Source organism: Cytobacillus sp. ABV4_503 (genome assembly GCF_056158445.1).
Genome location: NZ_JBSWTH010000001.1, coordinates 4,057,060 through 4,069,847 on the forward strand (window position 1 = coordinate 4,057,060; position 12,788 = coordinate 4,069,847).

At 42.6% G+C, this 12,788-nt stretch carries 13 protein-coding genes; 4 read left to right on the forward strand and 9 right to left on the reverse strand.

The window, feature by feature from the left end; genetic code table 11:
* Nucleotides 1–28 precede the first annotated feature (28 nt).
* Nucleotides 29–262 (forward strand): DUF378 domain-containing protein, encoded by a 234-nt coding sequence (locus tag ACXAD1_RS20425; RefSeq protein ID WP_009331627.1) that lies wholly within the window; start codon nt 29–31, stop codon nt 260–262.
* Nucleotides 263–338: 76 nt separating this feature from the next.
* Here ACXAD1_RS20425 and ACXAD1_RS20430 read toward each other — a convergent pair whose 3' ends face one another.
* The 3 genes from ACXAD1_RS20430 to pruA all read right to left on the reverse strand — a co-directional run bounded on the left by ACXAD1_RS20430 (nt 339) and on the right by pruA (nt 4,599).
* Nucleotides 339–1,583 carry a Glu/Leu/Phe/Val family dehydrogenase gene (locus ACXAD1_RS20430; protein WP_254178640.1) on the reverse strand — a complete coding sequence of 415 codons (1,245 nt, stop codon included), beginning with the start codon at nt 1,581–1,583 and terminating at the stop codon, nt 339–341.
* 149 nt (nt 1,584–1,732) lie between these two features.
* Nucleotides 1,733–2,932 (reverse strand): ornithine--oxo-acid transaminase, encoded by a 1,200-nt coding sequence (locus ACXAD1_RS20435; RefSeq protein ID WP_474910855.1) that lies wholly within the window; start codon nt 2,930–2,932, stop codon nt 1,733–1,735.
* A gap of 119 nt (nt 2,933–3,051) precedes the next feature.
* Entirely contained in the window at nt 3,052–4,599 is a 1,548-nt protein-coding gene (pruA, locus tag ACXAD1_RS20440) for an L-glutamate gamma-semialdehyde dehydrogenase (protein ID WP_474910856.1), read from the reverse strand.
* Nucleotides 4,600–4,817: 218 nt separating this feature from the next.
* Between pruA and ACXAD1_RS20445 the strand changes: the two genes are divergently transcribed.
* Nucleotides 4,818–6,242 (forward strand): sigma-54 interaction domain-containing protein, encoded by a 1,425-nt coding sequence (locus ACXAD1_RS20445; RefSeq protein ID WP_370225343.1) that lies wholly within the window; start codon nt 4,818–4,820, stop codon nt 6,240–6,242.
* 143 nt (nt 6,243–6,385) lie between these two features.
* Here the strand turns inward: ACXAD1_RS20445 and ACXAD1_RS20450 are convergent, their stop codons facing one another.
* The 3 genes from ACXAD1_RS20450 to yugI all read right to left on the reverse strand — a co-directional run bounded on the left by ACXAD1_RS20450 (nt 6,386) and on the right by yugI (nt 8,945).
* Nucleotides 6,386–6,751, reverse strand: coding sequence for a group I truncated hemoglobin (locus ACXAD1_RS20450; protein WP_206840401.1), 366 nt, complete (start codon nt 6,749–6,751; stop codon nt 6,386–6,388).
* Between the two features lie 131 nt (nt 6,752–6,882).
* Nucleotides 6,883–8,307, reverse strand: a complete 1,425-nt coding sequence (nhaC, locus tag ACXAD1_RS20455) for a Na+/H+ antiporter NhaC (RefSeq protein ID WP_206840399.1) — start codon at nt 8,305–8,307, stop codon at nt 6,883–6,885.
* A gap of 239 nt (nt 8,308–8,546) precedes the next feature.
* Entirely contained in the window at nt 8,547–8,945 is a 399-nt protein-coding gene (yugI, locus tag ACXAD1_RS20460) for a S1 domain-containing post-transcriptional regulator GSP13 (RefSeq protein ID WP_009331635.1), read from the reverse strand.
* 278 nt (nt 8,946–9,223) lie between these two features.
* Here yugI and ACXAD1_RS20465 point away from each other — a divergent pair, with 278 nt between their 5' ends.
* Nucleotides 9,224–9,592, forward strand: coding sequence for a helix-turn-helix domain-containing protein (locus tag ACXAD1_RS20465; protein WP_206840397.1), 369 nt, complete (start codon nt 9,224–9,226; stop codon nt 9,590–9,592).
* 103 nt (nt 9,593–9,695) lie between these two features.
* Here ACXAD1_RS20465 and ACXAD1_RS20470 read toward each other — a convergent pair whose 3' ends face one another.
* Complete coding sequence (locus ACXAD1_RS20470; protein WP_370223043.1) at nt 9,696–10,871, reverse strand: aminotransferase; 1,176 nt, start codon at nt 10,869–10,871, stop codon at nt 9,696–9,698.
* Nucleotides 10,871–11,374 carry an Lrp/AsnC family transcriptional regulator gene (locus ACXAD1_RS20475; RefSeq protein ID WP_206840393.1) on the reverse strand — a complete coding sequence of 168 codons (504 nt, stop codon included), beginning with the start codon at nt 11,372–11,374 and terminating at the stop codon, nt 10,871–10,873. Before ACXAD1_RS20475 ends, ACXAD1_RS20470 begins: the two co-directional genes overlap by 1 nt.
* A gap of 174 nt (nt 11,375–11,548) precedes the next feature.
* Here ACXAD1_RS20475 and ACXAD1_RS20480 point away from each other — a divergent pair, with 174 nt between their 5' ends.
* Nucleotides 11,549–12,397 carry an alpha/beta fold hydrolase gene (locus ACXAD1_RS20480; protein WP_370223045.1) on the forward strand — a complete coding sequence of 283 codons (849 nt, stop codon included), beginning with the start codon at nt 11,549–11,551 and terminating at the stop codon, nt 12,395–12,397.
* A 62-nt stretch (nt 12,398–12,459) separates the two neighbouring features.
* On the opposite strand, the gene ACXAD1_RS20485 is transcribed toward ACXAD1_RS20480, so the two are convergent.
* Nucleotides 12,460–12,720: a DUF1871 family protein gene (locus tag ACXAD1_RS20485; RefSeq protein WP_009331640.1), complete on the reverse strand. Its 261-nt coding sequence runs from the start codon at nt 12,718–12,720 to the stop codon at nt 12,460–12,462.
* Nucleotides 12,721–12,788: the final 68 nt, after the last annotated feature.

Here is a 12,788-nt window from a genome sequence, read left to right on the forward strand (position 1 = left end):
TGAACCTATACTACAAGGAGGAAACATCATGAGTGGCATTCAGCGTATTGCACTGGTTCTAACAATTATTGGCGCTATTAACTGGGGTTTAATCGGATTCTTCCAATTTGATCTTGTCGCAGCTATCTTTGGCGGTCAGGATTCAGCCCTTTCACGAATTATATACGGTCTTGTGGGCATCGCGGGCTTAATCAATCTGGGGCTTCTTTTCAAACCAAATGAAGAACTGGAAAGAGAACCTGAAGCAAGGCCAACCCGTTAAAAGAATGCAAAAAATCCTTGCACATTGTGTGCAAGGATTTTTTTATTGAATCAGTATTTATATACCGTTTACTGAATTAAACCCAGCCTCTGAAGCGGGATGCTTCAGACATTTTCCTCGCGCCGACCATATAAGCAGCAAGACGCATATTTACTTTTCTTTGCTGTGAAGTCTGATAAACATTATCGAAAGCCTGAACTAGCACTTTTTTCAGCTTTTCTGTAACTTCCTCTTCAGTCCAATAGTACCCCTGATTGTTCTGTACCCATTCGAAATAGGATACCGTCACACCGCCAGAACTGGCTAACACATCAGGAACAAGCAGGATTCCCCGGTCTGAAAGAATTTTTGTAGCTTCAAGAGTGGTTGGGCCATTTGCAGCCTCTACTATGATGGAAGCTTTAATATTATGGGCGTTTGCAGCGGTAATCTGATTGGACACAGCCGCAGGAACCAGGATATCGCAATCCAGTTCAAGCAATTCTTCGTTTGTCAAAGTGTTATCGAAAAGGGTCGTTACCGTTCCAAAGCTATCGCGCCTATCAAGAAGGTAATCAATATCCAGTCCATTTGGATCATATAGAGCACCATAAGCATCTGAAATGGCGACCACTTTAGCGCCTGCATCATGCATGAATTTCGCCAGGAAGCTTCCTGCATTTCCAAATCCCTGAACAGCCACACGTGCTCCTTCAATGGAAATGCCGCGCTTTTTCGCAGCTTCCTCAATGCAGATCACTACACCCTGCGCAGTTGCCTTTTCCCTTCCTTGAGACCCGCCGAGAACAAGCGGCTTGCCTGTGATAAATCCGGGAGAATCATACTCACGGAGTCGACTGTATTCATCCATCATCCAGGCCATGATCTGTGAATTCGTATAAACATCCGGAGCAGGTATATCTTTTGTAGGGCCAACGATCTGGCTGATTGCCCTTACATATCCTCGGCTTAAGCGTTCCAGCTCCCCCATTGACATGGAACGGGGATCACAAATAATGCCGCCTTTACCTCCTCCATAAGGAAGATCCACAATTCCGCACTTTAAACTCATCCACATGGATAAAGCTTTTACTTCATCCTCATTTACTTCAGGATGAAAACGGACACCGCCCTTTGTCGGTCCTACCGCATCATTATGCTGTGATCTATAGCCGGTGAAAATTTTTATCGACCCGTCATCCATTCTTATCGGGATTCTTACCGTGAGCATCCTCAGCGGCTCTTTCAGCAGCTCATACATCTCATCTGCATAGCCGAGCTTGTTCAAAGCTTCTTTGATCACAACTTGAGTTGAAGTAAATAAATTTAAAGACTCTTCCATTTTTTGTTCAGTTTCTTTACCAGCTACTCCTGCAGCTCCCATCATGGCACCTCTTGATTTTAATATTTAGGAAAATTACAGCAATACTCCATAACCGGCGGCCCTGCATCACAAATTCAGACACAAGGCCAACTGTCCGTATAATTGTATTAGCTTAATACTTTATTGATCTTTTCAATTGCCCAATCAAGCTCTTCTTCAGAAATGACTAAAGGAGGGGCAAAACGAATAACCGTGTCATGCGTTTCTTTGCAAAGCAATCCTTGTTCTTTAAGCTCTTCACAATATTTGCGGGCTGGCTCATTCAGCTCAACACCAATAAATAAGCCGCGGCCGCGCACTTCTTTAATGACAGGATTATTAATTTCTTTTAATTTGCTCATGAAATAGTCGCCCAGTTTAAGGGAACGTTCTGCCAGCTTTTCTTCAACCAATACGTTCATGGAGGCAACAGATACGGCACAAGCCATTGGGTTTCCTCCAAATGTTGAACCATGTGATCCAGGATTAAATACCCCAAGAACATCTTTATTCGCAACTACGCATGAAATCGGGAATACTCCTCCACCAAGCGCTTTCCCTAAAATGAACATGTCAGGATCTACATCTTCCCATTCGCATGCAAACATTTTTCCGGAACGCGCAAGGCCAGCCTGAATTTCATCTGCAATGAATAATACATTGTTTTCCTTACAAGTTTCATATGCTTTTTTCAGGAAGCCTTCCGGAGGAATCACAATTCCAGCTTCACCCTGGATTGGCTCAATTAAGAAAGCCGCCGTATTCTCAGTGATTGCTTCTTTAAGAGCGTCAAGATCTCCGTAAGGAATCAGCTTAATGCCTGGAAGCATAGGTCCGAAGCCCCGCTTATATTCTTCTTCAGAAGAAAGCGAAACCGCTGTCATTGTACGGCCATGGAAGTTACCGATACAAGCAATGATCTCTGCCTGGTTATCTGCTACGCCTTTTACATCATAGGCCCAGCGGCGTGCAGCTTTGATTGCCGTTTCAACCGCTTCCGCACCAGTGTTCATCGGAAGGGCCATTTCTTTATTTGTCAGTTCACAGATCATTTCATACCAAGGTCCCAGCTGATCGTTATGGAAAGCACGGGAAGTTAGCGTTACGCGGTCAGCCTGATCCTTCAGCGCCTGGATGATTTTTGGATGGCGGTGCCCCTGATTTACTGCTGAATAAGCACTTAGCATATCCATGTATTTATTGCCTTCAGGATCTTCCACCCAGACACCTTCCGCTTTCGAAATAACGATTGGAAGCGGGTGATAGTTGTTTGCACCGTATTTTTCAGTTTGTTCGATAAGTGAATGTGATTTTGTCGCTTCAGTCAATTAAAATTCCTCCTTTTTCAGAATAGTCCTTTATATTGTAACGTTAAGCTATTCTTCTTTAAACTATTTAGGGTTTTAGCATGCACAGATATGAAAATCCTGTGCATGCTTTACAAGTCTTAGTACATTTCAGAAGTAGTCTTTGCCTGCATGTGCAGAAGAATGTAATCAGGCCCACCCGCTTTGGAGTCTGTTCCTGACATGTTGAATCCGCCGAATGGCTGGTATCCAACGATCGCTCCTGTACAGCCGCGGTTGAAGTATAAGTTCCCAACATGGAAGTCTTCGCGCGCTTTTTGGATGTGCTCACGGTTCTGCGTGATCACAGCTCCTGTTAAGCCGTACTCCGTGTTGTTGGCGATTTCAAGCGCATGGTCGAAATCTTTTGCCTTTGTGAAGCCAACAACTGGCCCAAAGATTTCTTCCTGCATTAATCGTGCATCCGGAGCAAGGTCAGCAAATACAGTCGGCTTGATGAAGAAGCCTTTCGAGCTGTCTCCCTCTCCGCCTGTCATCAGCTTGCCTTCTTCTTTGCCGATTTCGATGTAGCTCATGATCTTGTCAAAAGCGCCCTGGTCGATTACAGGACCCATGTAGTTGATTTGGTCTTCAGGGTTGCCCTGTGTTAACTCATTCGTTAACTCGACAACACGGTTTAATACTTGATCGTATACATCTTCTACTACAACCGCACGTGAACATGCCGAGCACTTCTGGCCGGAGAATCCGAAAGCAGAAGCAACGATTGAAGTAGCCGCCAATTCAAGGTCTGCTTCTTTGTCCACAACGATTGTGTCCTTACCGCCCATTTCAGCGATGACACGCTTCAGCCAGATTTGGCCTTCGTTCAATTTAGAAGCGCGCTCGTTGATGCGAAGACCTACGTCACGTGAGCCAGTGAAGGAGATGAAGCGTGTGTCTTTATGGTCAACCAAGTAGTCGCCCACTTCTGCACCGCTTCCCGGCACGAAATTCAGAACGCCCTTCGGAAGGCCTGCTTCTTCCATCACTTCAACAAATTTCGCAGCCACAACAGGTGTTGTAGAAGCTGGTTTTAATAGAACTGTGTTTCCAGCCACGATCGCTGCAACAGTTGTACCGGCCATGATCGCAAGCGGGAAGTTCCAAGGAGAAATGATGATCCCCACTCCCAATGGAATATAGTCATAACGGTTATATTCGTTCGGACGGCTGTTGACTGGAACACCGTCTTTGATTGTTAAGATTTGGCGTGCATAGTACTCAAGGAAGTCAATGGCTTCCGCAGTATCAGCATCTGCCTCGTTCCAAGGCTTTCCTGCTTCCTTTGTTAAAAGAGCAGAAAACTCATGCTTGCGGCGGCGGATAATCGCAGCAGCTTTGAATAAAACATCTGCGCGTGTTTCCGGCTTCACTTTTCTCCATGTTTTGAATGCTTCAACAGCAGCCTGCATCGCTTTTTCAGCAAGCTCGCGGTTTGCCTTTGAAACACGGCCAACTACTTCTTCTTTATTAGAAGGATTGATGGATAAGATTTTTTCATCAGTGGAGATTCTTTCTCCGCCTATTAATAAGTCATAGTCCTGTCCTAAATAGCTTTCGACTGTTTTTAATCCCAGTAAGTATGCTTCACGGTTTTCTTCTGTTTTAAAATTTGTGAAAGGTTCATGTTTGTACGGCTGTACCATGATGCCATCCCCCTTTAATAAATTCGTTTTTTATCCACCATTTTATTATGCAAGAACTGTGCCAAATATAAAAAGCTGATAAATAAGTATTTTCATAAACTGAAGGCAAAATATTTTTGCCCTTTTTAAATCACTAATAGTTATTGGTGCAAATTTTCATTGCATATATTCGAATTAGTATATACTATTGAATAAACTGCCGAGTGAAGGAGATCACAATGAATCAAAGGGAATTTGAACAGCTCCAATTGAAAAGCAAGTTCTTTCAGCGGATATTAGATGAAATTGATGTTGGTGTCCATGTAGTGAATGAGGAAGGAAGAACAACATTCTACAATAAAAAAATGGCCCAAATAGAAGGCATGGATTATGAAGATGTATTGGATAAAAATCTGCTGGATGTATTTTCTTTCAACCAAGATGAAGACAGCACCTTGCTTCAGGCGCTCAAAAATGGCAGCAAAATTAAAAATGCCAAACAAACCTATTTTAACAATAAGGGACAGGAAATCACCACGATCAATAATACTTTCCCAATTATGGAAGATGGTGAACAGATTGGCGCCATGGAAATCGCACGTGATGTCACCAAGCTTGAAAAGCTGATCAGAGAAAATATGAATAAACGCGGAGACACCCGCTATACTTTCGATAGTATTATTGGCAGCAGCGACGAAATCCATGAAGTGATTGAAGCGAGCAAAAGAGCAACCCGGACAAGTTCTTCTGTCCTGATTATCGGGGAGACCGGCACAGGGAAAGAGCTCTTTGCCCAAAGCATCCATAATGGCAGCAGCCGCTCTTCAAAACCATTTATCTCCCAAAATTGCGCTGCTCTTCCGGACAGTCTGATAGAGGGTCTTTTATTTGGTACAAAAAAAGGAGCTTTTACAGGCTCCATTGAAAGGCCAGGATTGTTTGAACAGGCAAATGGCGGGACTTTGCTGCTGGATGAAATCAATTCACTTAATCCATCCCTGCAGGCAAAGCTTTTGAGAGTTTTGCAGGAAAAAACGATCAGAAGGATCGGTGATACTAAAGACCGGGCAGTAGATGTAAGAATTATAGCAACCATTAACGAAGACCCGATTGATGCTATCTCAGAAGACCGTATGAGAAAAGATTTATATTACAGGCTAAGTGTTGTTTCCCTCTTCATTCCCCCTCTGCGCGAGAGAAGAAAGGATATCCGGGACCTTGCACAATTTTTCATAGAAAAATACAATCAGCTATTTGGTATGAATGTAGCGGAAATCGATGAAGAAGTAATGAGCAAATTTGAGCAATACGATTGGCCGGGCAATGTACGGGAACTGGAGCATATTATCGAAGGGGCCATGAATCTGATTGATCAGGAAGAAGCGATCAGCTATGTGCATTTGCCTCTTCACTTCCGAAATAAGCCTCAATTCAAGGTGGAATCGAACGAAACCGGTCATTTGGAGGATTTGCTTATACAGAAAAACAAGCCTATTAAAACACTCGAACAATATATACAGGAAGCTGAAACCTACTATCTAAAGAAAGTCCTTAAACACCATGGCAATAATATAACCCAGTCCGCAAAATCCCTTGGCATGAGCCGGCAAAACCTGCAATACCGGCTAAGAAAATACGGAGTCAGGAAAGAAACAGCTGATTGATGCTGCTTGAGATTAAAATAATAGTTTCGCAGATAAAACTAGATTTTCGAGATTAAAATCTAATTTTAGCGGATAAAAAAATATTTTCCGCAGTTATATTCTAATTTCTGCAGATAAAAAACGAAAAGCTCCCCCCAGGGAGCTTATTTGTATAGAATATCGTCCCTAAGCGCTGCAACGCGGGTCAAAGCTTCGTCGATATCCCTCTCACTCACTCCAAAGCGGGCAAGCGCATCATGCAGATGCTTGGCAATCGCGTTAAAGTGTTCGGGCTGCAGGTTCATACCTTCATGTGCTTTCGCCATGGAATTGCCTGAATATTGATTAGGACCGCCTAATGCATAGCTGATAAACTTGGATTGATGACGTTTTTGCTTAACCATGTCCGTATGTTCAAAAAACTGATTGACAGTCGGATCCTTTAATACCAGTTCCTCATAAAAATAATCAACCACTTTTTCAATGGCTTCTCCGCCGCCTGCTTTTTCGTAAAGTGTCTGTTCTGCCATAACTATCTCTCCTTTCAACAAAATGTATTCTTTGACTAACTTAAAGTCCCTATTCAAAAATCTCAACAGAGCTCCCGTTTACTTTACCCTATCACTTCCTCAAAAAACAAAAGACTCCGAAGGTCGGAGCCTTATGACGCTATTTGATCTTTTTCTTCCATTTCTTTTCGTTCCTGATCACTCATGAAAGTAATTTTGTAGCCAAGCATGGCAAAGATAATAGCCAGGATCGGCACAGTGAAATTTAAAATCGCGTAAGGGGCATATTCAAAGGGATGAACGGCCAATGTTGACATAATAAATACCGCACAAGTATTCCATGGAACAAAAACAGAAGTGACCGTACCGCCATCTTCAAGTGCCCTCGAAAGGTTTTTGGATTGCAGATTTTTATCCTTAAATGCCTGTGTGTACATTCTTCCCGGGAGCAGAATGGAAATATACTGCTCTGCAGCCGCCACATTTGTAAAGAAGGCAGATAGCACGGTAGTTGCTACTAAGCTTCTTGCCGAACGGGCCAATTTCAGTATCTGTTCAACAATGGCTTTTAGCATGCCTGTCTGCTCCATAACTCCGCCGAAGGCCATCGCCACAATCGTAAGGGACACGGTGTACATCATATCGTCAATGCCGCCTCTATTGAAAAGCTCGTCCACCATTGTGTTTCCTGATTCAATCGAAAAGCCGCCCTGTAGAGTGTTGACGGCATCCCCCACAGCACTGCCCTGGACAAAAATATGGCATAGCCAGCCAAGGAAGACACCAACCGCAAGCGCTGGAAGTGCAGGCACCTTTTTTGCCACTAACCCTATAACAATTACAGGCACCAGTAAAAGCCAAGGGGAGATGACGAAATTCTCTGATAAAACATTCATGACACCAGTAATTTTATCACTATTCAAATCATCCCCGCCAAATTGCCTTCCCAAAAACCAATAAGCAATAATGGCAATGGCCAGCGCCGGAAGGGTTGTGTAAAACATATGTTTTATATGCTCAAAAAGATCTGTGCCTGTGATTCCCGCAGCCAAATTAGTCGTGTCGGACAGCGGTGACATTTTATCTCCGAAATAGGCGCCTGAGATGATAGCACCTGCCACCATCGGAGCCGGGATGCCCATGCTGATCCCAATTCCCATTCCGGCGACGCCAATCGTTCCCATTGTAGACCATGAGCTTCCGATTGCCAGAGTGACAATGGCACAGATAATACAAATGGAGACTAAAAACATGGATGGCGTCATCAGCTTTAATCCGTAAAAAACCATAGTCGCTACAATTCCCCCGCCAATCCATGAGCCAATTGTCAAACCGACCATTATAATAATCAAAATAGCCGGGAGCGCTAACTTAATGCCTTTATAGAAGCCTTCCTCAATATTGTTCCACTTATAGCCAAAGCGCCAGGCGATGAAAGCGGATACAATTGTTCCGGTAATTAAAGGCACATGAGGGCTTCCCTCAAACTTAACAATTGTAATAATCATGGCAGCAATCATCACCAGCAGCGGCAGCACTGAAAACCAGAAAGGGATTGTCTTTCCTGTTTCTTGCATGTATGTTCCTCCTTTAAAAGTTGCAATTGGTTTAACTATTGCAAGATTAATGCCAAGATATAAAATTCCAACATTTTTCAGACTATTTATCTTAAAAAATAGATATTTCTTCTGTTTTATGTAACTATGGGTGCAAAAGAATTTGTCGAGCGCTCGCTCATTTTGCACGAACAAGCAAATAATTTTTGCATCTGAATAAAAATAAAAAACCGGGCAGGAAACCCGGTTTATCCATTTTATTACTTCTTAATAAGATCCTCGCGCTGGGACTGGTCAATCCACTCTTGAAGCTTATCCTTAAGTGTGTTGAATCCCTGTGCAGATTCGTCTTCCATTTTGATTGGAGCTGCCTGGCGCTTGCGAGGCTTTCTAGCTTTCGCTTCTGCTTGTGGAGCTTCTTCTGTTGCACGGATTGATAAACCAATTTTACCTGCTTCTTCGTCAACAGATAGCACCTTCACCTTTACTTCATCGCCCACTTTAAGATGCTCATTGATATCTTTAACGAAACCATGAGTCACTTCGGAAATGTGGACTAATCCCTGTGTATTCTCATCTAATGCCACAAACGCACCATATGGCTGAATACCTGTTACCTTTCCTGTAATAACACTGCCTACTTCGATTTTCTCAGACATGAAAACACTCCTATTTAAATTCAAATTTTATCTCTTTATACGCAATAAAAAATTATATCATAACTTCACAAAAATATCAAAAATGATTTTAATGCCATTCACATCCATTTTATACCATAAATAATTCTGACAGCCATTCATTATAATAAATCAATCCGCAAACAATATGCAGACATCTTTTTTTGTTTGTTAACGAAATGTTCATGAAGTAAAGAATGGATCTTAGGTTTCTAGTGATAAAATAAAGCTTGAAGAAATTGACAGTGGGAGTGATGGATATGTCAAATATCGGCCATAACATTAAAGCTTACCGTGAACGGGCAAATATAACCCAGCAGCAGCTCGCTTTGAAAGTGAGAGTTGGAACGGGGACAATTGCAAAATATGAAAATGGAGACCAGGTTCCTGATACCCAGACTGTTTTAAAAATCTCAACCGCCCTCGATATTCCAGCTTCTGAGCTCCTTGAACAGGAACTTCAAAAGGGACAGTCAGGTATCGATTATGAAATCGAACAGCTTGTGCGTGAAATTGGCACCAAAAAAGCTAAGCTCATCTTGCGCAAAGCAAAGGAATTCAGCGAGGAGGATTTCCTCCGTGTCATGCAAATGCTATTTGAAATCAAATATAATCAAAAAGTTTTATAAAAGGGAGTATATAAAAAAGGAATACTGGTTAGCCTTGTAGTGTAAGGCTTTCTAGTATTCCCCCCTTTTTGAAGTTGACAATCTGTTGTGGATTGTCCTTTTTTTATGCCTTTTGGTTTCGCTTTAAGAAATGGCCAATTCTCTTAATTGCTTCTTGCAGAAGTTCCATGGAAGTGGCATAAGAGCAGCGTACATGGCCTTCCCCGCTTTCGCCAAAAATATTGCCTGGGACCACCGCCACCTTTTCCTCCAGCAGCAGCTTTTCTGCAAATTCTTCAGAAGAAAGTCCCGTACTTTCAATAGATGGGAAAGCATAAAAAGCTCCGCCCGGCACATGACATGTTAAACCCAGCTCATTTAGGGACTGAACGAAATAATTCCGCCTGCGCTTATAGCTCTTTTTCATATCCTCGACATCTGATCTGCCAGTTTTCAAGGCTTCCAGAGCGGCAAACTGAGCCATCGTAGGCGCACACATCATCGCATACTGGTGAATTTTCAGCATTGCCTGGCAGATCGTCTCAGGAGCGCAGACAAATCCCAATCTCCAGCCTGTCATGGCAAACCCCTTTGAAAATCCCGAGATCAGGATGGTTCTTTTTTTCATTCCGCTGATTGTGGCAAAACTCGTATACTCTCCATCATAAGCAAGCTCCGCATAAATTTCATCAGAAAGAACCAGCAAATCGTACTTTTCAGCTACTTGGGCGATGGCCTCCAGTTCACTTCCACTTAACATTGTTCCGGTCGGATTATTGGGTGAACAAAGTATAATGGCTTTAGTCCGGTCAGTGATTACATTTTCCAGCTGCTCAGGCAGAATCTTAAACCCATTCTCTTTTAAAGTTTGGACCTGAACAGGCACACCGCCCGCAAGAGACACTAATGGCACATAGGATACAAAGCTTGGTTCTACAGCAATGACTTCATCACCCGGATCGAGGATTGCCCTAAGAGCTATGTCCAGCGCTTGACTCGCTCCCACCGTCACAATTATTTCACTCTGGGGAGAATAAGAAACTCTGAAGCTTTTCTGCATATAGCCTGCAATTTCCTCCCGAAGCTCCATTAACCCTGCATTAGCCGTATAGGAGGTATATCCCTGCTCAAGGGATAGGATGGCTGCTTCACGCACTGACCAGGGTGTAATGAAATCAGGTTCCCCCACACCAAGGGAAATGACTCCTTCCATTCCTGCAGCAAGATCAAAAAAGCGGCGAATCCCGGAGGGCTTCAGCTCTTCTACCGTTTTGGATAAATAAGACTTAGTTCCATTCATTACGGTGACACCACAATTCGTTTGTCGTCTTCACTTTGTTCAAAAATAGTGCCGTCATGCTTATATTTTTTTAGAATAAAATGTGTGGTTGTCGATAAGACAGAATCGAGAGTCGACAGCTTTTCTGATACAAATCGGGCAACCTCATTCATGGAACGCCCTTCGATGATGACAGAAAGATCATAGGCACCGGACATTAAATAGACAGACCTAACTTCTTTAAAACGGTAAATTCTCTGTGCAACTTCATCAAATCCCACCCCGCGCTTTGGAGCGACCTTCACATCAATCATAGCGGTAACTCCTTCATGACCGTCGACTTTCGACCAGTCAATAACGGAATTATAACGAACAAGCACTTTCATTTCCTCGAGTTTATCTAAAATAGTTTCAGTTTCCGCTTTACTTAATTCAGCCATTTTTGCAATGTCTTCCACAGGGATTCGCGCACTGTTGTTTTCTAAAATTTCCAAAACCTCTATTTGCTTTTCAGTTAATTTCACCTTTGTCGCTCCCATTCTTTAGTGATTTACTCTATAAAATAGTTACATTATAGCAAAAACTTCGGAAAATAAATGTGTCACTTTCATTATTTATTAATTTCTTTAAAATCATATGTGTCAAGATTAAGTTTAAGGGGAAAATAAAGTAAAACTGGGACCAGGAGGGGAAGGCCAATGATACAAGCGACTTTTTCAGGAACAGAGCCAATTAATGGAACAGATGTTTATTATGAATACTACCAGCATGAGTCCTCCATGAATACTCTGGTTCTGCTGCATGGTTTTCTGTCATCCACCTTTAGCTATCGGAGGCTGATTCCTCTGCTGCAAACGGAATTCAATGTGGTATCAATGGATTTGCCGCCCTTCGGCAAAAGCGGGAAATCCCAGCAGTTCATCTACTCATACAAAAACCTGGCGGACACGGTTATCCGCTTATCAGAAAAGCTGGGATTTGAAAAAGTTACTTTAGTAGGGCATTCCATGGGAGGCCAGATTGTTTTAAATGTCGCACACTCCAAGCCTGAACTCGTAGACCAGGCAATATTGCTGTGCAGTTCCGGATATATGAAGCGAATGAAGCCGCATGTCATTTTTTCAAGCTACATACCTTTCTTTCATCTGTATGTTAAATTATATCTTCAGCGCTCAGGGGTAAAGCAAAATTTAAAAAATGTTGTCTACGATCATTCCATGATAGATGATGAAATGCTTTACGGATATTTGTCGCCATTCTTAGAGGACGATATTTTCCGGGCATTAACAAGGATGATCCGCGACAGAGAAGGCGATATGCCTGCCTCTGCATTGAAGAAAATAGAAACACCTTGTCTTTTAATTTGGGGAGAACAGGACAGAGTCGTCCCGCTTCATATCGGCAAACGTTTGAATAAGGATTTGAAAAATTCCAAGCTGGTGGTTTTAAAAGATACCGGGCATCTAGTGCCGGAAGAACGGCCGCAAGATGTTCTGAAGCACATCAGGAGTTTTATGAATACCGTTCGGGTACAGGAGAGTGTATAGGGAGTATAGTATTGTCAATAAAAAATGGCAGCCCCAACGTCTGAGAGCTGCCGTTTTTTATCTTATATAGCACAGGAGCCATTATTCTTGATTTCCAGAAGACGCCCTGAGATTTCTTTGCATTTTTCCAAAGGAATGATTTCCTCAAACGAAAATTCATAAATGGATTGAATCTTCCTGGCCAATTTCATTAAATCATTTAAATCATGGACTGCCTGGACTGAATCCGCAATTTCAGTATCATAATTACCCGGCCCCACTCCAAATGGATCCCACTGATCCAGGGTGTAGACAAGCAAAAGATTCGTTTGCTGAATTTCCATGTATATCACCTTTTTATTATTCGGCCGATTGAGCCGCATATTTTAATTTTTAGCATCAATATCATATC

What these genes read in the sequence shown, in the direction of transcription:
- ACXAD1_RS20425 (WP_009331627.1), top strand. Translation starts at nt 29, where the DNA reads ATGAGTGGCATTCAGCGTATTGCACTGGTTCTAACAATTATTGGCGCT.
- ACXAD1_RS20430 (WP_254178640.1), bottom strand. Translation starts at nt 1,583, where the DNA reads ATGGAAGAGTCTTTAAATTTATTTACTTCAACTCAAGTTGTGATCAAA.
- pruA (WP_474910856.1), bottom strand. Translation starts at nt 4,599, where the DNA reads ATGGTACAGCCGTACAAACATGAACCTTTCACAAATTTTAAAACAGAA.
- ACXAD1_RS20445 (WP_370225343.1), top strand. Translation starts at nt 4,818, where the DNA reads ATGAATCAAAGGGAATTTGAACAGCTCCAATTGAAAAGCAAGTTCTTT.
- ACXAD1_RS20450 (WP_206840401.1), bottom strand. Translation starts at nt 6,751, where the DNA reads ATGGCAGAACAGACACTTTACGAAAAAGCAGGCGGCGGAGAAGCCATT.
- nhaC (WP_206840399.1), bottom strand. Translation starts at nt 8,307, where the DNA reads ATGCAAGAAACAGGAAAGACAATCCCTTTCTGGTTTTCAGTGCTGCCG.
- yugI (WP_009331635.1), bottom strand. Translation starts at nt 8,945, where the DNA reads ATGTCTGAGAAAATCGAAGTAGGCAGTGTTATTACAGGAAAGGTAACA.
- ACXAD1_RS20465 (WP_206840397.1), top strand. Translation starts at nt 9,224, where the DNA reads ATGTCAAATATCGGCCATAACATTAAAGCTTACCGTGAACGGGCAAAT.
- ACXAD1_RS20470 (WP_370223043.1), bottom strand. Translation starts at nt 10,871, where the DNA reads ATGAATGGAACTAAGTCTTATTTATCCAAAACGGTAGAAGAGCTGAAG.
- ACXAD1_RS20480 (WP_370223045.1), top strand. Translation starts at nt 11,549, where the DNA reads ATGATACAAGCGACTTTTTCAGGAACAGAGCCAATTAATGGAACAGAT.
- ACXAD1_RS20485 (WP_009331640.1), bottom strand. Translation starts at nt 12,720, where the DNA reads ATGGAAATTCAGCAAACGAATCTTTTGCTTGTCTACACCCTGGATCAG.